At 68.6% G+C, this 18,545-nt stretch carries 20 protein-coding genes; 8 read left to right on the top strand and 12 right to left on the bottom strand.

Annotation, left to right across the window (positions count from 1 at the left end):
- Positions 1-12: 12 nt before the first annotated feature.
- Entirely contained in the window at positions 13-1,392 is a 1,380-nt protein-coding gene (locus tag VED21_RS30500) for an outer membrane beta-barrel protein (RefSeq protein WP_324889239.1), read from the bottom strand.
- Between the two features lie 175 nt (positions 1,393-1,567).
- Positions 1,568-2,398 carry a metallophosphoesterase family protein gene (locus tag VED21_RS30495; RefSeq protein WP_324889261.1) on the bottom strand — a complete coding sequence of 277 codons (831 nt, stop codon included), beginning with the start codon at positions 2,396-2,398 and terminating at the stop codon, positions 1,568-1,570.
- Positions 2,399-2,532: 134 nt separating this feature from the next.
- Here VED21_RS30495 and VED21_RS30490 point away from each other — a divergent pair, with 134 nt between their 5' ends.
- The 5 genes from VED21_RS30490 (at position 2,533) to VED21_RS30470 (ending at position 7,678) form a co-directional block, all read left to right on the top strand.
- The gene (locus tag VED21_RS30490; RefSeq protein WP_324889237.1) at positions 2,533-3,132 is read left to right on the top strand and encodes a polysaccharide biosynthesis/export family protein; all 600 of its coding nucleotides are present in this window, start codon (positions 2,533-2,535) and stop codon (positions 3,130-3,132) included.
- A 155-nt stretch (positions 3,133-3,287) separates the two neighbouring features.
- Positions 3,288-4,382 carry a hypothetical protein gene (locus VED21_RS30485; RefSeq protein ID WP_324889235.1) on the top strand — a complete coding sequence of 365 codons (1,095 nt, stop codon included), beginning with the start codon at positions 3,288-3,290 and terminating at the stop codon, positions 4,380-4,382.
- A 25-nt stretch (positions 4,383-4,407) separates the two neighbouring features.
- Positions 4,408-5,778, top strand: a complete 1,371-nt coding sequence (locus tag VED21_RS30480) for an O-antigen ligase family protein (protein WP_324889233.1) — start codon at positions 4,408-4,410, stop codon at positions 5,776-5,778.
- Positions 5,779-5,800: 22 nt separating this feature from the next.
- Complete coding sequence (locus VED21_RS30475) at positions 5,801-7,234, top strand: exopolysaccharide biosynthesis polyprenyl glycosylphosphotransferase (RefSeq protein WP_324889231.1); 1,434 nt, start codon at positions 5,801-5,803, stop codon at positions 7,232-7,234.
- Between the two features lie 141 nt (positions 7,235-7,375).
- Positions 7,376-7,678, top strand: a complete 303-nt coding sequence (locus VED21_RS30470; RefSeq protein ID WP_324889229.1) for a DUF6916 family protein — start codon at positions 7,376-7,378, stop codon at positions 7,676-7,678.
- A gap of 25 nt (positions 7,679-7,703) precedes the next feature.
- On the opposite strand, the gene VED21_RS30465 is transcribed toward VED21_RS30470, so the two are convergent.
- From VED21_RS30465 to VED21_RS30450, 4 genes are read right to left on the bottom strand one after another with little or no spacing between them, the layout of a single operon-like run.
- Positions 7,704-8,222 (bottom strand): GNAT family N-acetyltransferase, encoded by a 519-nt coding sequence (locus VED21_RS30465; protein WP_324889226.1) that lies wholly within the window; start codon positions 8,220-8,222, stop codon positions 7,704-7,706.
- 20 nt (positions 8,223-8,242) lie between these two features.
- A complete protein-coding gene (locus tag VED21_RS30460) occupies positions 8,243-8,809 on the bottom strand; it encodes a phage tail protein (RefSeq protein ID WP_324889224.1) in 567 nt (188 codons plus the stop codon).
- Positions 8,810-8,835: 26 nt separating this feature from the next.
- A complete protein-coding gene (locus tag VED21_RS30455) occupies positions 8,836-9,372 on the bottom strand; it encodes a phage tail protein (protein ID WP_324889222.1) in 537 nt (178 codons plus the stop codon).
- Positions 9,373-9,405: 33 nt separating this feature from the next.
- A complete protein-coding gene (locus VED21_RS30450; protein WP_324889220.1) occupies positions 9,406-9,960 on the bottom strand; it encodes a phage tail protein in 555 nt (184 codons plus the stop codon).
- Positions 9,961-10,563: 603 nt separating this feature from the next.
- Here VED21_RS30450 and VED21_RS30445 point away from each other — a divergent pair.
- On the top strand, positions 10,564-12,495 hold the full coding sequence (locus tag VED21_RS30445; RefSeq protein ID WP_324889218.1) for an asparagine synthase-related protein: 1,932 nt from the start codon (positions 10,564-10,566) through the stop codon (positions 12,493-12,495).
- A gap of 8 nt (positions 12,496-12,503) precedes the next feature.
- On the opposite strand, the gene VED21_RS30440 is transcribed toward VED21_RS30445, so the two are convergent.
- From VED21_RS30440 to VED21_RS30425, 4 genes are read right to left on the bottom strand one after another with little or no spacing between them, the layout of a single operon-like run.
- Positions 12,504-13,340: a sulfotransferase domain-containing protein gene (locus tag VED21_RS30440; RefSeq protein WP_324889216.1), complete on the bottom strand. Its 837-nt coding sequence runs from the start codon at positions 13,338-13,340 to the stop codon at positions 12,504-12,506.
- Entirely contained in the window at positions 13,340-14,281 is a 942-nt protein-coding gene (locus VED21_RS30435; protein ID WP_324889214.1) for a serine kinase, read from the bottom strand. Before VED21_RS30435 ends, VED21_RS30440 begins: the two co-directional genes overlap by 1 nt.
- Positions 14,278-14,742, bottom strand: coding sequence for a lasso peptide biosynthesis B2 protein (locus VED21_RS30430; protein WP_324889212.1), 465 nt, complete (start codon positions 14,740-14,742; stop codon positions 14,278-14,280). Before VED21_RS30430 ends, VED21_RS30435 begins: the two co-directional genes overlap by 4 nt.
- The gene (locus VED21_RS30425) at positions 14,742-15,038 is read right to left on the bottom strand and encodes a PqqD family protein (protein WP_324889211.1); all 297 of its coding nucleotides are present in this window, start codon (positions 15,036-15,038) and stop codon (positions 14,742-14,744) included. The genes VED21_RS30430 and VED21_RS30425 overlap by 1 nt, the downstream gene beginning before the upstream one ends.
- A gap of 419 nt (positions 15,039-15,457) precedes the next feature.
- Between VED21_RS30425 and VED21_RS30420 the strand changes: the two genes are divergently transcribed.
- Both VED21_RS30420 and mazG read left to right on the top strand, forming a co-directional pair.
- Positions 15,458-16,309, top strand: a complete 852-nt coding sequence (locus tag VED21_RS30420; RefSeq protein WP_324889209.1) for a glycosyltransferase family 2 protein — start codon at positions 15,458-15,460, stop codon at positions 16,307-16,309.
- A gap of 124 nt (positions 16,310-16,433) precedes the next feature.
- A complete protein-coding gene (gene mazG / locus VED21_RS30415; protein WP_324889207.1) occupies positions 16,434-17,246 on the top strand; it encodes a nucleoside triphosphate pyrophosphohydrolase in 813 nt (270 codons plus the stop codon).
- Here mazG and VED21_RS30410 read toward each other — a convergent pair.
- The gene (locus VED21_RS30410; protein WP_324889205.1) at positions 17,243-18,055 is read right to left on the bottom strand and encodes an inositol monophosphatase family protein; all 813 of its coding nucleotides are present in this window, start codon (positions 18,053-18,055) and stop codon (positions 17,243-17,245) included. The genes mazG and VED21_RS30410 overlap by 4 nt on opposite strands.
- Before the next feature lie 20 nt (positions 18,056-18,075).
- The coding region (locus tag VED21_RS30405; RefSeq protein WP_324889203.1) for a hypothetical protein at positions 18,076-18,545 on the bottom strand (470 nt) is incomplete at its 5' end.

The raw sequence follows: 18,545 nt of genomic DNA, 5'->3' as shown, positions 1-18,545 counted from the left end.
GAGCGCAGCGGATCAGTACTGCAGGCCCAGCCTCAGCATGAAGGTGGTTTGGGTGAAGCTTTCGGTCTCGGCCTGCGACCGCTTGTTGCGGTAGCCGACCTCGCCGCCGGTGTAGACCTCCGGCGTGAAGGCGTAGATCACGCGGGCGCGGCCCTCGTAGGTCCATGCGTCGCGGTTCTTCACGCCCGAGAACTGGTCGTAGGCCACGCTGCCGTAGCCGGTCAGGATGATGTTGCGCTCCAGCTCGTGGCGCACGGTCAGGTTGAAGGCGTTGCGCACCATGCCCGAAGCGCTGGCGGTCGTCGTCTCGTTGACCGACCGCTCGAACGACGGGACGATGATGGTCAGCGTCGTCGGCGTCCAGTTGAAGGTGGCGCGCACCGACAGGCCCTGCGGGTCCTTGAACCGGGCGTCGCGATAGTTCTGCGCGAAGTAGCCCACCAGGAAGTCGCCGCGGACGAGCTGGCTAATGTCGACGCCGATACCCGCTTCGACCCGGTAGCCATAGCTGTTGCGGTCGAAGCCGGCGCGGTCCCGCGAGTCGTCGTAGATCCGGCGGTTGCCGGACACCTCGGTGACGGCGGCATATCCGGGGAACATCTCGTAGCTGCCGCGCAGGCGGGCGAGCAGTTCCCAACGGTCGCGGTCCGCGTTGCGGACCGTGGTGCCCGCCGCGGTGGAGACGCTGCCGAAGACGCGGCGATCGACGCCGACTTCGCTCACGACCGTGTAGCGGCCGAACTGGTGCTTGAAGCCGCCGCGGTTGACGAATCCGCTGATCGGCGTCGGCTCCAGGCCGCGCACGTCGTCGGGGCTGCCACGGTCCTCATGGCGGGAGAAGAGCTGGCCGAAATAGGTGGCCTGCGTCTCGCTGGAGAAGTCGTAGCGGCCGTCGACGTCGAACTGCAGGTCGGTGCGGTTGTCGCTGTTGTAGCGCTTGTGCAGGTACTGCTCGGCCAGCAGCGACAGGTTGAGCGCGTGCTCCTTGAACCGTGAGCGCAGCTTCAGCTCGGGGCGGATGACCGTGACGAAATCGCTGCGCTTGTCCGTCTGCGTGGCGAACAGGTTGGTGTTGTAGGTCTCGTCCAGCTCGAGCTTGGGCAGGAACAGGAACTGGCCGAGGTCCACGCCCTTCGGCTGGTAGCTGTCGTGCAGGCGCTCCGAATCGTCGCGGCTCTTCGCCTTGTCCTCGGGGTCGGCTTCCCTGGTGATCTTCGCCCCGGAGCCCTGGCGGCGCGGGTCCTCGCCCGGCTGCGTGGCGCCGCGCACCTGCGCGGCGGCGGGCTCGCTGAAGGCGAGCAGCCCCGCCGCGAACGTCGCCACGACGCCAAGCGCGGCCAGCGCGTCGGCGATTCGCCGGCCCTGCGCGGGCGCCGTGCAGGAAATCTTCAAGCTGTCACCATGGGGGAGGGCTCGGACGGCGGTCATATCAATCGTAAGGCTTGGTTGGTCGCACATCCGTACTACCACCGACGTCGCCGTCGCGCAAAGAAACAAGATGTCTGTCACAAGGATATTTCGCGCAAAGCGCGTCATTCCGGTCACAGCGACACGCGGGGCGCCGCAGTTATACGCGCGCCTGGAGAATGCGCCGGTGCGTGCCGTGCAGGGCGACGGCGCTCAGCACGCCCGTGGCGTAGGCGCCGGTGTCCAGGCCGATGCGGTTGGGCAGGACCTGCGGCTCGTCCAGGACGGTGTGGCCGTGCACCACCACCTTGCCGTGGGACCGGGGCGACGACAGGAACGGTTCGCGGATCCACAGGAGATCCTCCAGCCGCTGCCGTTCGAGCGGCACGCCGGGGCGGACGCCGGCGTGCACGAACGCGTAGTCGCCGAGCACGGCCATCGGCTCCAGCGACTCGAGGAAGGCGCGGTGCTCCTCGGGCAGCCGTTCCTCGAGGGCGTCGCGCAAGGCGCGGCAGCGCGCTGCATCCGCGATGCCGACGGACGCCCGCACGCCGTAGCTGGCCAGCGCCTCGGCCCCGCCATAGTTCAGCCACTCGGCGCCGGCGGCCGGCTCGCGCAGGAAATCCAGCATCGCCGCCTCGTGATTGCCCAGGAGAAAGCGGCAGGCCGGGCCGGTGCCGGCGGCGGCCGCCGCCCTGGCGCACAGGAGATCGAGCACGCCGCGGCTGTCCGGGCCGCGGTCGACATAGTCCCCGAGGAACACCAGCAGGGGCTGCAGGCCTTCCTCCTCCCGGCGCTGCCCGGCGTCGCGGTCGATGACTGCCAGCAACCGCTCCAGGCACCTCCGTTCGCCGTGCACGTCGCCGATGGCGTAGAGGCACAGGCCGTCGGGGGCCGCCGCCGGCGCGTTTCCGCCCGCTGCTCCGCCCGCCCGTCCGCCCATGGCGCCGCCGCCCAAGGACCCGAAAATGCTGCGCAGGAACGACCGCATCACGTCTGACCGTCCGGTTTCGCGGTGTACGCGGTTGCAGGAAACCGCAAATGTCGTTTAATTGGCTTTTGCCATATGCCGACCGTTGCGGGAAAAGCAACGTCCATCTGCACGGTAACAGGAGTTCGTGGTCAATGCTTTCTCTCTTCCGCGGACGCGCTTCCCGCGCCCTTGTCCGCACCGCGGTCGTCGCCGGGCTTTTCGTCGCCGGCTGCTCGTCGACGCAGGGGTTCCCGACCGTGGATGCGCCGATGAAGATCAACAGCCCGACCGACGGCTACCTGCTGGAACCCGGAAACCGCGTGCGGCTGACCGTTTTCGGCGAAAACAGCCTGTCGGGCGATTTCACCCTCGATCCCGCCGGCAACGTGGCGCTGCCGCTCGTCGGCAACGTGCCGGCCAGCGGCGTGACCGCCAAGACCCTGGCGAAGCGCATCGAGGACCTGCTCAAGAAGGACGCCTATCTGCAGGACCCCAAGGCCGCCGTCGAGGTGCAGACCTTCCGGCCGTTCTACGTGCTGGGCGAGGTGCGCCAGCCCGGCGAGTTCCCCTACACCAGCGGCATGACGGTGCTGAGCGCCGTGGCCCGCGCCGGCGGCTACGACTACCGGGCGCGCGAGGGTGAGGTGGTCCTGGTCCGCGTGGTCGACGGCGAGCAGCAGGACTACCGCGCGGTGGAGCGCACGCCGATCCTGCCGGGCGACATCGTCAAGGTGCTGCAGCGCCGGTTCTAACGCCGGCACCCGTCCCGGCGCGCGATTATGGCCGCCGCCGGGCAACCAGGGTTTGCAAGGCCCTGGAACAGGTGGCGCGTTGTGTAGTATCACGTTCGACGAGGTCGCCCGAAAAGTGGCGCGCCGGTCGTCAAAGCTTGGAAGGAGTGGGTGGCATGAACAGGTTCCATGGCGTTCTGACCGCAGCGGTGCTGGCCGCCGGCGTCGGGCTGACCTCGGCCGCCTACGCCCAGGCGCCCCAAGCCAGCCCGAACAACCGCGGCCAGGGACAGGGTCCCGGCCAGAACCAGGGCCAGGGCCAGGGGCAGCAGCAGGTCAACCTGCCGCCGGCGCTGCAGGCGGCGGTGCTCACCGGCAACCCGCAGGCCGTCCAGCAGGCCATCAACACGCTGAGCGGCGGCAATCCGCAGCAGGCCGGCAACCTGGCCTCCCAGGTGGTGCGGGCCGCCGAGCAAATGCTGAACACCAACCCGCAGGCCGCGATCCGCGCCGCCGCCGCCGCGGTGGAGACGGTGAAGAACACCACCGTCCAGACGTCCTCCCCGCAGCAGACGGAATCGGTGGTGACCACCGCCGCCCGCATCTTCGTCAACCCGAACGCGCAGCGCGTGGCGCCGGAATCCGTGGCCCAGCTGGCGACCGCCGCCGTCCAGGTGGCCGTCGCCACCGGCAACCCCACGCTGACGGCGAACACGGCGAATCAGGCCGTCAGCGCCGCCGAGAAGATCCTGAGCGTCGCCCCCGCCGCCGCCGTCCAGGTGGCCGCCGCCGCCGTCCAGTCGGTGAAGGAAATACCGGTGATGCAGGGCGCGCCGCAGACGACCATGCAGGTGGTGACGACCGCCGCGCGCATCATCGTGCAGCCGGAGGCGCAGCGCGTGGCACCCCAGACGGTGGCATCGATCGCCGCCACGACCGTGCAGGTGGTGTCCAACCCGACCGTGTACCAGTCGGTGCCGGGCGCGGCCGTCACCGTGATGGACAACGCCTACAAGGCGGCCACCAGCCAGACGGTCTCCGCCGTGGTGCCGAGCGCCGAAGGCGTGTTGCGGCGAGAGCTTCTGCAGATTGCACAAGCCCCCGCGCTCAATGCCGGGGTCCCGGTCGATACCATCCTGAAGGGCAACACTCCGGACACGCAGCAGCCGCCGCAACAGACGGGCGGGCCGGTGAACCCGCCGAACAACAACGAGCGGCTGGCGGAGGTCGTGAAGGAAGAGAACAAGACCAAGCAGGGGAGCGGCAACTGACGCAGCACCCAAGGCGGAGCAGCCGGTGTTCGCCCTGACCAACACGACGGTGTTTCGGCTGGTGCTCGCGGCCGTCCTTCTGGCGCCGCTGCCGCTCGGCGGCAATCGCCCCTGGGCCTGGAGCCTGCTGGCGGTCACCGTGGCCGTTCTCCTTCTGCTCTGGTGCTTGGGGGTGCTGGCCGGCAAGGCCCGCGCGCCGGTCCCGCCTGGCCGGCTGTGGATGGCGATCGTGCCGTTCGCGCTGGTGTTGCTCTGGGCCTTCGTGCAGACCCTGGACCTCGTGCCGCGCGCCGGATGGCATCCGCTGTGGGCGGAGGCCGCCACAGCGCTCGGCCAGCCGGTCGCCGGGGGAGTCTCGGTCGATCCGGAGATGTCCCGCACCGCCCTCATGCGGTTGCTGTGCTATGGCGGGGTGTTCTGGCTGGCGGTGCAACTCGGCCGCGAGCGCTCGCGCGCCCGGGAGGCGCTGGTCGCCGTCGCCGTTGCCGGCGCCGTCTACGCCAGCTACGGGCTCATCGTCCATTTCTCCGAATCGGAGCGCATCCTGTGGCTGGAAAAGTGGACCTACATCGGCGACGTGACCGCCACCTTCGTTAGCCGGAACGCCTACGGCGGCTACGCGGGCCTGGGCGCACTGTGCTGCGTGGCGCTGTTCCTGCACGCGCTGAGGCCGCCGCGCGCCGGCGAGACGCGGCGCGCCTACGACCTGACCGAACTCGTGATGGTGCGCGCACTGCCGTTCCTGATGGGGGCGGTGGTCATCGGCTCGGCGCTGCTGCTGTCGCATTCGCGCGGGGCCTTCCTCAGCACCGGCGGCGGCCTGCTGGCGCTGATCCTCGCGGTGCTGGCTGGGCGCATCGTCCGGCCGCGGACCGCCATCATCCTGGGCGTGGTGCTGGGCGCCATCGGCATCACCGTGCTCGGCGTCAGCGGCGAGGAGACGGTCAAACGGCTGGCCGACACCACCAGCGACGTGCGCACGGACCTGTTCCGCCTGACCGTCGACGCGGTCGAAGACGCCCCCTGGACCGGCCATGGGTTCGGCGCCTTCCTGCCGGCCTTCCGCATGTACCGCGACGCGTCGCTGGCCGCCGATCTGGTCTGGGACTTCGCCCACAACGTCCATCTGGAATTCGCCATGGACCTCGGCCTGCCGGCGGCGGTGCTGATGTACCTGTCGCTGGCCACGGTGGTGGCGGTGTGCCTGCACGGGCTGGTGCGGCGCCGGCGCGACCAGATCTATCCGGCGGTGGCGGTGGCCGGCGCGACGCTGACCGGCCTGCACGGCATCGTCGACTTCAGCCCCCAGATGCCCGCCGTCGCGGTCACGCTGGCGCTGCTGCTGGGCATCGGCTGCGCGCAGTCCTGGCGCACCGCCGAGGGCGGAACACCATGATGGTTGCCTTCCGGTCGTCGCCATGACCATCGACGAGATCCGCCGGCACGCCGTTAACGGGCCGCCCGAGGCCCGGGACGGGACGGTGCTGCCGGTGAACGCCTTCCGGGCGCCGCGCCGCGGCATCGCCACGGCAGTGCTGGCGTTGGGCGACGTCGTCTCTCTGGAAGCAGCCGTGCTCCTCGCCGTTCTCCTGCGGATGCAGCTCAGCCCCTGGTTCCCGATCGACGTCAATGCGGACACCTTCGTCGGCGTCGCCGTCGCCGCGCTGTTCCTGCCGCCGGTGTATGCCCTGGCCGGGCTGTACCCGGGGTATGGACAGACGAGCGTCGAGCGGCTGCGCAAGCGGATCACCGTCACGGCCCTGTCCTTCGGCGCGATGATCCTGTTCGACCGGATGGCGCAGGACGACCAATGGTCGCGCGGCATCCTGCTGGGCGCCGCCGCGTTATCGCTGGCCTTCATCCCGGTCTGGGATTCCATCGCCCGGCGCATCCTGATCCGCCGCGGGTGGTGGGGCGAGGCGGTGGTCGTCCTGGGGCCGGAGGCACGGCGGCGCCCCGTGGTGGACGCCCTGACGCGGCACCGGGAGCTGGGCTGGGTGCCGGTGGCCGAGGGTGACATGCCGGGGCCGACGGAACCGCCGGTCCGCGGCGTGGCGACGGCCGTGGTGGTGCTGCCCGACCGCGGCATCGGCGATTCCTCCATGGCCGACGACCTGCCGTACCGGCGGGTGGTGCTCGTCCCCGCCATGGACGAGGTGCAGAGCCTGTGGGTGTCCGTGCGCGACCTCGGCACCCATCTCGGGCTCGAAACGCAGCGCAACCTGCTGATCCCGGCCAACCAGGTCATCAAGCGCACGCTCGACCTGACGGTCGGCGGCGTGGCGCTGCTGCTGTCCATCCCGGTGATCGCGGCATGCGCGTTGCTGGTCACCATGATGGCGCCCGGCCCGATCTTCTACACGCAGGTCCGGCTGGGCCGCGGCGGCCGGCCCTTCCGCCTGTGGAAGCTGCGCACCATGGTGCCGGGCGCGGACACCATGCTGAACGCTGTGATCGACGGTTCGGACGAGGCGCGCGCCGACTGGAACCAGTCCATGAAGATCCGCAACGACCCGCGGATCATCCCCGTCCTGGGGCACGCCATGCGCCGCTTCAGCATCGACGAGCTGCCGCAGTTCTGGAACGTGCTGCGCGGCGACATGAGCCTTGTCGGGCCGCGGCCGCTGCCGTCCTACCACGTGGCGCGGCTCGACCCGGCGGCCGACCGCATGCGGCGGCGCGTCCGGCCGGGCATCACCGGCCTGTGGCAGGTGTCGGGGCGCAGCGCCGCCAGCCTGTCCGACCAGCAGCGCATGGACATCTATTACGTGCGCAACTGGTCGCTGTGGCTCGACCTGCACATCCTGGCGCGCACGCTGGTGGTGGTGGTGACGGGCAAGGGCGCCTGGTAAGGAACGCCGGAAAGCACGCCGGACAAGGCACGCCGGGTGAGGGCAGGGCGGGCGCCCGCCATTGACACATCTTGTAACTTCAAATCAAATTGGCGGCATGCCATAATGCATGCACGCCAATGCCTTATCCGCCCAGGAGGAATGATGCTCGAGTCGCTGACGATTAATGACTTCGCCGACAAGATCGGCCAGTCGTTCAAGATCAGGTTCGAGGAGAATGTCGAAGTTGACTTGACGCTGTCGAAGGTCGAGCCGGGCAAGCACAAGACGCCGGGCACGATGCGCGAGCCGTTTTCGTTGATCTTCAATGGTCCGGAAGACCTGCGGCTGTCGCAGGGAGCCTTCCCGCTGGAAAACGAGGCGCTGGGCAACCTGCCCATCTTCATGGTGCCGGTCGGCCAGAACGCCGACGGCACCATCATGTATCAGGCGATCTTTTCCTGAGCGGAAAAGGGAAGGGGCGGCCCGCCTACGGGCCGGGCCGCCACTCCATCAGAACGTAGACGCCCTTCTCCTCGACCGGCGTGAAGCCCAGCCGGTCGTACAGGCGCCGCGCCGGGTTGAACACCTCGACGTTGATCGACACGCGCGTGCCGGCGTCCCGGCCCAGGTCGAACACGGCCCGGACCAAATCGCTGCCCAGCCCCTTGCCGCGCCAGTCGGGCAGGAACGAGATGTCGACGATGCGCAGGTCGTTGGCGGTCTGCAGCAGGTACAGGCGGCCGACCGGAAGGCCGTCCACCTCGACGATGCCGAAGGCGGCGTCGTAGTAGAACTTGCGGTAATGCGTGGTCTGGAGGGCGAACTGCTGCTCCAGGAAGGCGACCTTGTGCTCGTTGGGCCAGCCGGTCGGCGCCAACTCCTCCCAGCGGACGGAAATGTAGAGGCGACGGAGGAAGCTTTCGTCCTCCTCCGTCGCCTGGCGCAGGCTCAGGCCGAGGGCCGCGAGGCGTTCCGGCACGGCCGGAAGGCGCGACGCGGTCGGCACGGGCGTTCCGCCGTCCATCATCAGTCGCGGACCGGGTATTCGCCGTACAGGGAGATGCAGTAGTTCAGCGCCAGGAACGGCTGGCGGTTCTCATGCCCCTGGACCACGCCGTTGATGCCGCCGTAATAGGGCGCCAGCGTGTTGACGTTCATGTTGGCGCTGGGCGTGCCCGCCGTTGACGAATAGCCGGGATTGTACCCGGTTGCCGTCGCCACACGGCTGATCAGCGTCGTCGCCGACGGCGTGTCGGTCATGGCCGTGTTTGCTACGCCGACGCCGCCGGTCACCGTATGGTTGTGGCTCGGCGTCTGCAGCGCGTTCAGCGTCACCGTCGCGGTGCCGAACGGATTATTGTACACGCGGGCGGTCAGCCCCGTGCCCTGGCCCTGGTGGACGATGGCATAGCCCTGCAGGTTGGGCATCGCGAAGGTGTTCTGGCTGGCGTTGCCGCCGAACAGGTTGCCGATGATCGACCAGAGCGCCTGGTTCTGGTAGGTGCTCATGAGCCCGCCGTCGCACGCCGCCCAGCCGTACGGAGTCCAGTTGAAGGCGAGACCGCGGATCTCACCGATGAAAGCGTCTGCCATAGTGCAATCTCCTCAACGAATGTCGGTCAGTCGCGCGTCGGATAGGTACCCATCAGGGCGATGATGTAGGTCAGCACTTGGCACGGCATGGTATTGGCGTGCGCTTGGTTGCTGCCGACAGTACTGACGGCGTCGCTGTCGAACTGGACCTTCTTCAGGTTGGTCGCATTGTTCGCCGTGTACACCTTGGCGCCCCCCGTCGGCTTCCCGTAGTAGTTGTTGACGGGCGTCGTCACGGCCGGGGTGGGAGAGGTGCTGACCTGGAAGTTGTGCGTGTGCGCAGGCATCTGCGCCTCGGCCAGCGTCACGGTTTCCGTACCGCCGGTCTGCCCAAAGGCGTAGTTGGACAGCCCCGTCCCCTGGCCGACGCCGACCACGACGCGGCCGCGCAGGTCCGGAAGATTGAAAGTGTTGACGCCGTCACCGCCGAACGTCGTGCCGATGAGGGAGAACAGCGCCTGATTCTGTTGCAGGTTCACCGACTGGCCGTTGCACATCGCCCAGTACATCGGCGCGTAATTGCCGGCAAAGATCCGGATCTCGCCGATAAAATTGTCGCTCATATATCGTCTCCTGTCGATCTCAGCGGGCGGCGGTCAGTCGCGCGACGGATAAATGCCGATGGTGGCGATCATGTAGTTCAGCGTGATGTACGGCTGGATGTTCGGGTGCCCCGCACCGCTGCCAGACACGGAAACGGTCTGCGGATCGATGGTGGTCAGGGTGGCGCCCACCGCGTCGAAGACATTCGGCGGCTGGTAGGTGGTTCCACTGACGACGGTCGGCTGCGTCACCGCCGTCAAGGCCGTCGTCAGCGGAATCACGTTGGCCGGGCCATTCACGACGCCAAAGGTGTGCTGGTGCGAGGGCACCTGCGTCTGCGTCAGGGTCACCTGCTCGGCACCGCCCTGGGCGCCGACCAGGAACTGCGAGTTGACAGCATAATTGTTGAAGTTGCGGTGCACCGGCACGCGGCCGCGCAGGTCCGGCACGGCGAAGGTGGTCTTGCCGTCGCCGCCATAGAGCGTGCCGATCAGGCTGTACAGGGCAATGTTCTGCTGGATGTTCAGCAGCCGGCCATCACACTGCACCCAGCCGTTCGGCGCCCAATTGAAGGGCAGCAGCCTAATTTCGCCAACAAAATTATCCACGGGGGCCTCCCTCTGCGATCGTCAGCCGAACGCCCGCATGCGCGGGTATAGGACGTTCGGCGTGGGTAGGAGACCAGCGCAACCGGGAATAAGTCCAGAGAATTTTATCGACATATTGTGTCATGGGCCGAACCGTTGAGGGGCATACAGCGGCATAGCCGGTTCAGCATCCGGGGATGGCGGCAGTAGGCGCTTTTTCTCGCGCGGGGACGCCTTCCGGAGGGTGAGCCGCACCGTGCCACGGCGAATCCGAAACGAGGGCTTTTCTCGCTCCGCGAGCATGCCTATAATGGCGTTCACGCACTTCCGGGGTGCCGCGCGCTGGCACGCCGCCGGAACCAGCGGCCCCACCATGCCAGGATTCCAGGAGGCTACAGGCTATGGGCAGCCACGACACCACCCGCAGCAACGATTCCGCGGCGGCGTCACGCACTCGGCGCGCTTGGCACCGGCCGCAGCTTCGGCAGGAGCCGATTGCGGCGCTCACGCAGTCGACCTCCAATTCTACGGTTGACGAAGCGCAGCCGGCTTCGTCAAAGACCTCGTGAGCCGGCTGAACAGCCGGTTGCCGGCCGACACCCGGTCCACGAGACGTTCCCAAGCATGAGTGAGTTTGCGGGATGGGTGCAGCTGCTCCCGGGCGGGCCGTTGGATCGGGTGCAGACCATCCTCGAAGCACGGGTCGGCGAAGATGCCCGGCCAAGCGGCGTTTGGCGTGGGTCATCCGGCGTCATCGTTCACCGACAAACCGTCCACGTCCCCGAAGACCGGCTTGAATCGCAGCCTGCGGCTGGGGCCGGCGGCCGGATGGTGCTGGCCTTCGACGGGCGGATCGACAACCGGGACGATGTCGTCGCCGCGTTGGGCCTGCCGCCACGGGATTTGCCGGAATCCAGTATCGTGCTTGCGGCTGTCGAGCGCTGGGGTGAAGCCGCTCCCCATCGGTTGATCGGTGATTTCGCCTATGCCGTCTGGGATTCCAGGGCGCGGCGTCTGATCCTGACGGTCGACCAGGGGGGCTGCCGTACCCTTTATTTCCATGCAGCCGATGGCGCCGTCGCCTTCGCGACCTCCATGGGCACGCTTCTTGCGCTGCCCGGCGTACCGCGGCGTCTGGACGAGGGGTTGCTGGCCGAGCATCTGATCCAGTGCCACCGGAACGACGACCGTACGGAATGGCAGGGCATCCAGCGCATCCCGGCCGGTTCGCAAGGGGTGTTCGGCGATGGTTCGCACCGCGTCGAGGCATGGTGGCGCTTCGACCCCGCGCGCCGCATCCGTCTGGCGCGGGACCAGGACTACGTCGACGCCGCCCGCGACCTGCTGGACCAAGCCGTTGCCTGCCGTTTGAGGTCGGCAACCCCCATCGTCGCCAGCCTTAGCGGCGGGCTGGACAGTTCCGCCGTCGTGGCCACCGCGGTCAACCGATTTGCTCCGCAGGGGCTGGACACCCTGACCATAACGCCGCCGCACGATGCGCCGCCGATGCCGTGGGAAGGCCGTTACCACGACGAGCGTCCCTTCGTGGAAGCCATTGGCCGCCGATACCCCAATCTTCGTCTTCACTTTGCGCATAGCGATGCGGAACAGCGGGGGGTGTCGGAAAGTGTGGAGTTTCTGGAGCGCAACGCTCTCATGGTGCATTGGGGCTTCAGCAAGGAAGGCGACGGGCCAATTCTGGAACTGATGCGATCGCTGGGATCGACGGTGCATTTGGGGGGAATGGCGGGCAATCACCTCCTGTCGTGGGACGGGATCGCCGGTCTGGGCGGCATGCTCGACGACGGCCGGTATCTCGCCTTCGCCGGGGAGGTGCGAGCGCTCGCCGCCGTGACCGGCCGATCACTGCTCCGGACGGCCTGGGGAGGCGGAGTGCGGCAGCGGTCCCCCCGCTTCCTGCGCCGCGGCGTCGACTGGCTGAAAGGGCGGCCGGCAACGCCGTACTTCGCCTATTCCATCGCCAATCCCGTCTTTCTAGCGGACGTGAACGTCATGGAGCGGCTCGGCGACCAGCCGATTCTTCCGGGCTTCGATAGCCGGTTCGACAGCCGGGCCCTTCGCATGCGTGCGATGGAGACGCGCTTTCGCCTGCTGGAGCGCGCGCGCAGCCGAGGCCGGACCATCGGCATCGAGGTTCGGTCGCCGTTGGCCGACACGCGCCTGTTGGAGTTCTGTCTGGCGATACCGGACGATCAATATCTACGCAACGGCACAACCCGTTGGCTCGCGAGACGGGTGCTTGCCGACCGGCTGCCCGCCGAAGTCGTGAGCAATCCATTGCGCGGCGCCCAGGACCAGCACTGGTTCCGGCGGATGACGTTGCGGCGGGCGGAGTTCGTCGAGCGGGTGGAAGCCATGGCCGCGTCGCCGCTCGCCAACCGCGTTCTGGACATTCCCCGCATTCGAAAACTGATTCAGGAATGGCCGGCGGACGCCGCCGCCGCCAACCGGCGGTGGTACGACTTCCATACGTTGCTTCCGCATGCCGTCAACGTCGGCAGTTTCCTGCGCTGGGCGGAGAGCCGCAGCCGCTAGGGGCGGTGCTACAGGTATCCCAGCAGCGCCATCACGCGTCCATGCTCGCGCTCGACCCGCCTCGCCTGTTCGGCGGACAGCGTGTCGCGCCAGCCGCCTGCCTCGCCACGGCGGAAGAAAGGGCGGGACGCATTGAAATTCTCCCGAAAGCCGTGTCGATCCTCCTGGCCACGCAGGACGCCGAAGCGTGTCGCCGCCGCCGTTCGCGCCAGTAGGCCGGGGTCGGCAGCCCAGCCGACGTACGCGGCGACGCGGGCGAGGGCGCCTTCGGTATCGGCCAGCATGTCCTCATAGCGCAGCAGCAGGGGCACCGGGCCGGGAGCGTCGAGCCAGCTCTCCACGTGCCCGCTCCAGCTCAGCAGCTTTTGTGGGAGCTGGATGCCGAGGCGCGTCCAGCCCTTTGCCAGTTCGTTCCCGTGGTCCGCCATTTTCGCGATGGCCGCATCCAGCGACAGATCATAGAAGTGCGCGTAGGACACCGCGACGTCCCGCGGGTCGCGAACGATGTACAGTGCGCCCAGCGTCACCGCGGGCGGGAACAGCGGTTCGCCCAGCGGCGTCAGCGTCCAGGCGTCATGGACCTTCCGGAACAGCGGCTCCGGCGTGGCGCGCGCCTGGGCTTCCAGGAGCCGGGGGCGCAGGCTGGCGACCTCCGTCGGCGTCAGATCCGACGATTCGACGTCCAGCAGCGCATCGAAGGCGCGCCGGTCGGCGGCGACGGGCGCGAACCGCGACGCCACCGCGAAATCCACCGCATCGCCACCGTTCTGCAGGCAGTGCATGGCAAGGCGCAGCCACGTGTTGCCGGACTTGGGGTAGGAGACGAGCCAGTAGAAACCGGCCATCACGGCCCTTCCCGCGCTGGACCGTGCCGTCCGATGATCGCACGCACCTCGTCGTCAAGGCGGTCCAGGCCGGGGGTGCGCTGCCACGTCCAATGCTCCCGCACTCCTCCCGCCACGCGCAGGGCCACTGCAAGCGCCCGCGCGTCGTCGCCGAGGAGGGTGGCCATCAGACGCCGCCGATAGACGGCCTCCATCAGCCGTTCCACGGCCTTCATGCCCCGCTGGGGCGCGTGTCCCTCGTACTGCGGGGCGGCGACGACGCTCATATGGTACACGGCGTCCAGGGGCAGCGGCTCCGGCCAGAACGCGTCATCCAGGGGCTGGAGGAACTTGTCCAGCCCGGCGCGGGTCCGCTCCAGGCCCTCCACGGGAAGGCGAAGGCCATCCATGGCGTCGCGCCACAGCTTCAGACGAGGAAAGGCGGGCAGGACAACGGGGCCGCCCGGCGCGTTGGGGTCGATCACCGTCACGTCGTCGGCCAGGACGGCGCAGCCGGCCCGCACGAAACCGGCGGCCAGGGTCGATTTGCCCACCCCCGACGGCCCGGCGAAGGCGATTGCCCGACCGCCAATGCGCACGCAACTCGCGTGCAGCGGCAGCAAGCCGCGCCGGAAGCAGAGAATGGCGAACACGGTGCCGAACAGGAACGCGCGCACGGCCGGCGCCGTCCGCCCGGCCGCCGGATCGACGTCGACTGTCACCTCTCGTCCCGCCGGGTCCACGTGATAGGCGGCGACGCCGGGAATGGCGAACCGGCAGGAGCCATCGGTGGCCACCTGCAGCAGGGTTCCGTCGAGCACGGGCGCATCCGGCCGGCCGGGCACGTCGCCCAGGCGGATCACCACGTCCGGCGCGCGATCGTCGCCGTGCCAGGGCAGCAGGTCGGGCAGGGGAAGGTCGGCGGCGACCTTCAGCCCGCACAGCACGTGCAGGGTGGTCATGCCGCGAAGACCGCGATGGGCGTGAATCGTTCCCGGCCGGGCGCGCCGGTGACCACGGCGCCGCCGCTGACGCTCCAGGCGTGCGCGTCGAGAGCCCCGGCGGCGTTCTTGGCCATGCCGAAATGCACGGTGACGGGCAGGGCGCGGCGGCGCAGCATGAGGGTGCAGGCGATCGCCTGCTGGAGGCAGACGGCGCGGAAGGGCAGGTGCCGGGCGGCGCGGGCGACGGCGGCGCCCACGGCAGGGGCGGTCGTGCCGGCCTCCGGCGCCGGCGCGTCCTGCCGGGCCGCCGCGGTGCCGGTCCGGGCGTTCAGGCCGGCCAGCCGCATGGCCGTGGCGAAGGGCAGCAGCGCCAGCAGGGCGCTCGCCAGCGCCAGCGTGGCGGCGGCTTCGGCCAGCAGGCGGCGCTCCGCACCGGGCAGTGCCAGGAATCGCGCCGGGTATCGCGCCAGCCGCCGCATCAGCCGACCGTGACCAGCCCGTTGGCCGCCATATCGGACAGCAGGGCGATGACGTCGCGCTCGATCACGGCGGGGTCGCCGTCATAGTCGTCGGCCAGGGAAGCGGCGAGGGCGGCGATGCCGACCGGCTCCTCCAGGCGGCGCCAGACGTCACTGCCGATGTCGTCCAGGCCGAAGTAGCAGCCTTTCTCGATGCTCATCAGAACGGCTTCGCCGTCGACCTCGGCCGAGAGCACGTCCGTGACGCGCTGCACCCGGGCGGAACGGTCGAGGATCGGGGCGGCGGGCGTGGTCATCGCGTGCAATCGGTTCGGTTGTGGGAAACCCAATAATCTCAAGCGCGTGGTGGCGGTGTCAAGGCGCGCGACGCGGCTTCCGGTGATCCTTATGGTTTGCCGGGCGGTTCGCCGGCATCGTCACGCTCCGCGCGGTGATGCGGAACAATGTCGTGCCGTCCGGCGAACCATAATGATTGCATCTCAGGCTGGTGGGGTGTTCGAGAAAATCCATTTGGTTTTGAGCTGCACCCGACTTATCCTGCATGCCCTGTCGGCCGTCGGCGGGGCCAGTCCAGAGGTTGTGGCAGAGGATATCCGCGATACGCTTATTGCTTCATGTGATTGTATTGTGGGCCGTCGACGGCGGTGTCGGAACCCGCGGTGCTTTGACGGCGTGTGTCTTTTGTCAGCTTTGTCATTGATTAAGAGGCTGTTCAATGTCGGTGCACTTTGGTTTCAGGCCCGGAAAGCGTCCGCCACCGCAACCGGAACTGCCGGTCTACAGTCTGATCACGATCGTGCGCAACGCCGCGGGCACCTTGGAGCGGATGCTGCAAAGCGTGGAGCGGCAAGCATACCCGGCCATCGAGTACATCGTGGTCGATGCGGGATCGACCGACGGGACGGTGGAGATCCTGCGACGATACGAGCATCTGATCAGCCGCTGGTGCTCGGAACCGGACGGCGGCCATGCCGACGGCGCCAACAAGGGCGTGCGGGAGGCCACCGGGCGCTTCATCGGTTTCGTGTATGCGGACGATACCCTGACGGACGATTTCGTCGAGAAGACCGTCGGCGTCCTGTCCAAGGGAACCCACGACTTCGTGTTTGGCGACATGAACCTGTTCAAGGACGGGGAATTCGCGTTCACGCTTTTCGGCGACCCAAACTACAAATCGAAAATCGGCGACCGGGTGCCGGTGATGAACTTCCCGACCGTGTCCGCCTGCGCCCACGTCTACCAGAAGGTCGGCCTGTACGACACGAACTACAAGGTGGCGCCGGACAACGACTGGCTGATCCGTACCCATCGGGCGGGATTCGAGGGGGTGTACGACCCGGGCGTCGTCTACAATTTCAGCTTCGGCGGGCATTCCACGAAGCACACCAGCCGGATCTACATCGAAACGGCGCGGTCCGCCATCCGGCATGGCGGCAACCCGGTGAAGGCGTGGGGCTTCGCCAGCGCTCGGATCGCTTTTCACACGCTCGATGCCGTGCTGCGGAATGCGGTGTCGGTGTCCACCTATGTCCGCATCCGTGCCATCCGCAAATCGATAACCGGCTGATCCAGGCCAGCCGCCCTTCCTCGCTCTGTTATTTCCATAATGCGTCTTATGCGACTAGGCTTTTCAGAGCACGGCGCCCTGGGGTAAGGTCGGGGCTACCCCATTCCCTTGCCCGACCGGATCCATGGCCCGCAACATCGACCGCCTGATCGACATCATGGCCCGCCTGCGCGACCCCGAGCGCGGATGCCCCTGGGACCTGGAGCAGACCTACCGCACCATCGCGCCGCACACGATCGAGGAGGCCTACGAGGTCGCCGACGCCATCGAGAAGGACGACAAGGCCGCCCTGAAGGAGGAACTGGGCGACCTGCTCTTCCAGGTCGTCTACTACAGCCAGTTCGCGCGCGAGGAAGGCCTGTTCGACTTCGACGAGGTGGCCGGCGTCATCGCCGACAAGATGATCCGCCGCCATCCGCACGTCTTCGGCGCCGACGAAATCAAGACGGCCGAACATCAGACCTCGCGCTGGGAGGAGCACAAGGCGGCCGAGCGCGCCGCCAAGGCCGCCGCCGAGGGGCGGCACCCGCCGTCGGCCCTGGACGGCGTCATCGCCGGGCTCCCTGCCCTCACCCGCGCCTTGAAGCTGCAAAAGCGCGCCGCGCGCGTCGGCTTCGACTGGACCGATGCCCGCGACATCCTCGACAAGATCGAGGAGGAAGTCGGCGAACTGCGCGCCGAGATGGACGCCGGCACAACGGCGCAGGAGCGCATCGCCGGCGAGTTGGGCGACCTGCTGTTCGCGTTGGTCAACCTCGCCCGCCGCCTGGACGTCGACCCGGAAACGGCCCTGCGCGGCACCAACGCCAAGTTCGAGCGCCGCTTTCACCGGATCGAACAAGTCCTTGGCGAGCAAGGAAAAAAGCCGGAGGACGCGACGCTCGACGAGATGGAGGCGATCTGGCAGCAGGCCAAGCGGGAGGAACCCGGCCGCTAGCCGACCAGCTGCTTCCGCACCGCGTGCCAGCTCGCCTCGTCCGGCGCCATCAGCAGGCTGCCGCCGGTCAGCGCCGGCCGGTAGGGCGTGCCATCCACCAGCGCGGAATGGCCGCCGGCCTCGGTGTGGAGCAGCACGCCCGCCGCGTGGTCCCACGGCATCAGCCGGTGGTAGAGCGAGAAGTGCGTTTCCCCGCTGATCAGGCACAGGTACTCGTGCGCCGCGCTCAACAGGCTGACGTGGCCGCCCATGCCCGCCAGCCCCGCCTTGATCCGCTGTCCCGTCTCCTCGGGGCAGAACCACATCGACGCGGCGCCGCGCATGGCGTTCAGCGGCGCCGGCGCGGCCACACGCAGGCGCCGGCCGTCCATCCAGGCGCCCTCGCCCACCGCCGCCACCGCCGTCCGCCGGCCGCACGGGTCGTGGATCCAGCCGGCCACCGTCCGCCCGCCCTGCACCAGCGCCACGATCACCGCGAAGGCCGGGCGCCCGGCGGCGAAATTGAGCGTGCCGTCGACCGGGTCGATCACCCACACCGGCGCGTCGCCCGACAGCCGGTCGAGCACGGCGGGATCGGCGGAGGCCGCCTCCTCGCCCACCACGACGCTGCCCGGCAGCAGGCCGGCCAGGCGCGGCGTCAGCGCCCGCTCGGCCGCCTCGTCGGCGACGGTGACGAGATCGGTGGGGCCGGTCTTCTCGCGCACCTGCCCTTCGGCAAGCTGGCGGAAATAGGGAAGAATGTCGGTTTCCGCGACCTCCCGGATGACGGAGGAGACGCGGTCGAGGTCGGGGATCACGATGCCAGTCACGGGGCGGGTCAAGGGGCGGGTCACGGCTTCGACGGGGCCTTCTTGTTCAGCGGTTCGATCTGGAGCGTGGTGCTGCCGTCCTTGGGCGGCGTCGGCAGCGTCACCTTGCCCTGCAAACCGGCTTCCTTCAGCGCCTTGACCAGCGCGTCGTAGGTGGCCTGGTCGGCTTCCGGGTTCGCGGCGGGCGGCACACCGCCATAATTGCCGCCGGGCTGCGCCGGTTCCCGGGGCGCCTTCGGATCGGGCGGCCGCGGCGGCTCGCCGGCCTTGGCCGTGTCCTTCTTCGGTTCTTCCGGCGGCGGGGGCGGCGGCTTCCAGTCGCGGAAGCAGTCGATGAAGGCGGCGTCCTTGCACTCCTTCAGCAGCGCGGCCGGATCCGGCGCGGTCACCACCGGCCCGACCGGGGCCTGCGGCATCTCGGTCGGCGTCGGCGGCAGCGGCGGTTCCGGCGGCACGTCGGACGCCTCGTCTTGGGCGAACGCCGGCCACG

Origin of the sequence: Azospirillum sp. (assembly GCF_035627195.1) — a bacterium.
GTDB lineage: Bacteria > Pseudomonadota > Alphaproteobacteria > Azospirillales > Azospirillaceae > Azospirillum.
The sequence above is the reverse complement of the archived record's forward strand: the minus strand, read 5'-3'. Positions and strand labels throughout refer to the sequence as shown.

Coding starts and splice junctions, on each gene's coding strand:
- VED21_RS30495 (WP_324889261.1), bottom strand. CDS start 2,398: ATGCGGTCGTTCCTGCGCAGCATTTTCGGGTCCTTGGGCGGCGGCGCC.
- VED21_RS30490 (WP_324889237.1), top strand. CDS start 2,533: ATGCTTTCTCTCTTCCGCGGACGCGCTTCCCGCGCCCTTGTCCGCACC.
- VED21_RS30485 (WP_324889235.1), top strand. CDS start 3,288: ATGAACAGGTTCCATGGCGTTCTGACCGCAGCGGTGCTGGCCGCCGGC.
- VED21_RS30475 (WP_324889231.1), top strand. CDS start 5,801: ATGACCATCGACGAGATCCGCCGGCACGCCGTTAACGGGCCGCCCGAG.
- VED21_RS30470 (WP_324889229.1), top strand. CDS start 7,376: ATGATGCTCGAGTCGCTGACGATTAATGACTTCGCCGACAAGATCGGC.
- VED21_RS30460 (WP_324889224.1), bottom strand. CDS start 8,809: ATGGCAGACGCTTTCATCGGTGAGATCCGCGGTCTCGCCTTCAACTGG.
- VED21_RS30455 (WP_324889222.1), bottom strand. CDS start 9,372: ATGAGCGACAATTTTATCGGCGAGATCCGGATCTTTGCCGGCAATTAC.
- VED21_RS30445 (WP_324889218.1), top strand. CDS start 10,564: ATGAGTGAGTTTGCGGGATGGGTGCAGCTGCTCCCGGGCGGGCCGTTG.
- VED21_RS30440 (WP_324889216.1), bottom strand. CDS start 13,340: ATGGCCGGTTTCTACTGGCTCGTCTCCTACCCCAAGTCCGGCAACACG.
- VED21_RS30435 (WP_324889214.1), bottom strand. CDS start 14,281: ATGACCACCCTGCACGTGCTGTGCGGGCTGAAGGTCGCCGCCGACCTT.
- VED21_RS30430 (WP_324889212.1), bottom strand. CDS start 14,742: ATGCGGCGGCTGGCGCGATACCCGGCGCGATTCCTGGCACTGCCCGGT.
- VED21_RS30425 (WP_324889211.1), bottom strand. CDS start 15,038: ATGACCACGCCCGCCGCCCCGATCCTCGACCGTTCCGCCCGGGTGCAG.
- VED21_RS30420 (WP_324889209.1), top strand. CDS start 15,458: ATGTCGGTGCACTTTGGTTTCAGGCCCGGAAAGCGTCCGCCACCGCAA.
- mazG (WP_324889207.1), top strand. CDS start 16,434: ATGGCCCGCAACATCGACCGCCTGATCGACATCATGGCCCGCCTGCGC.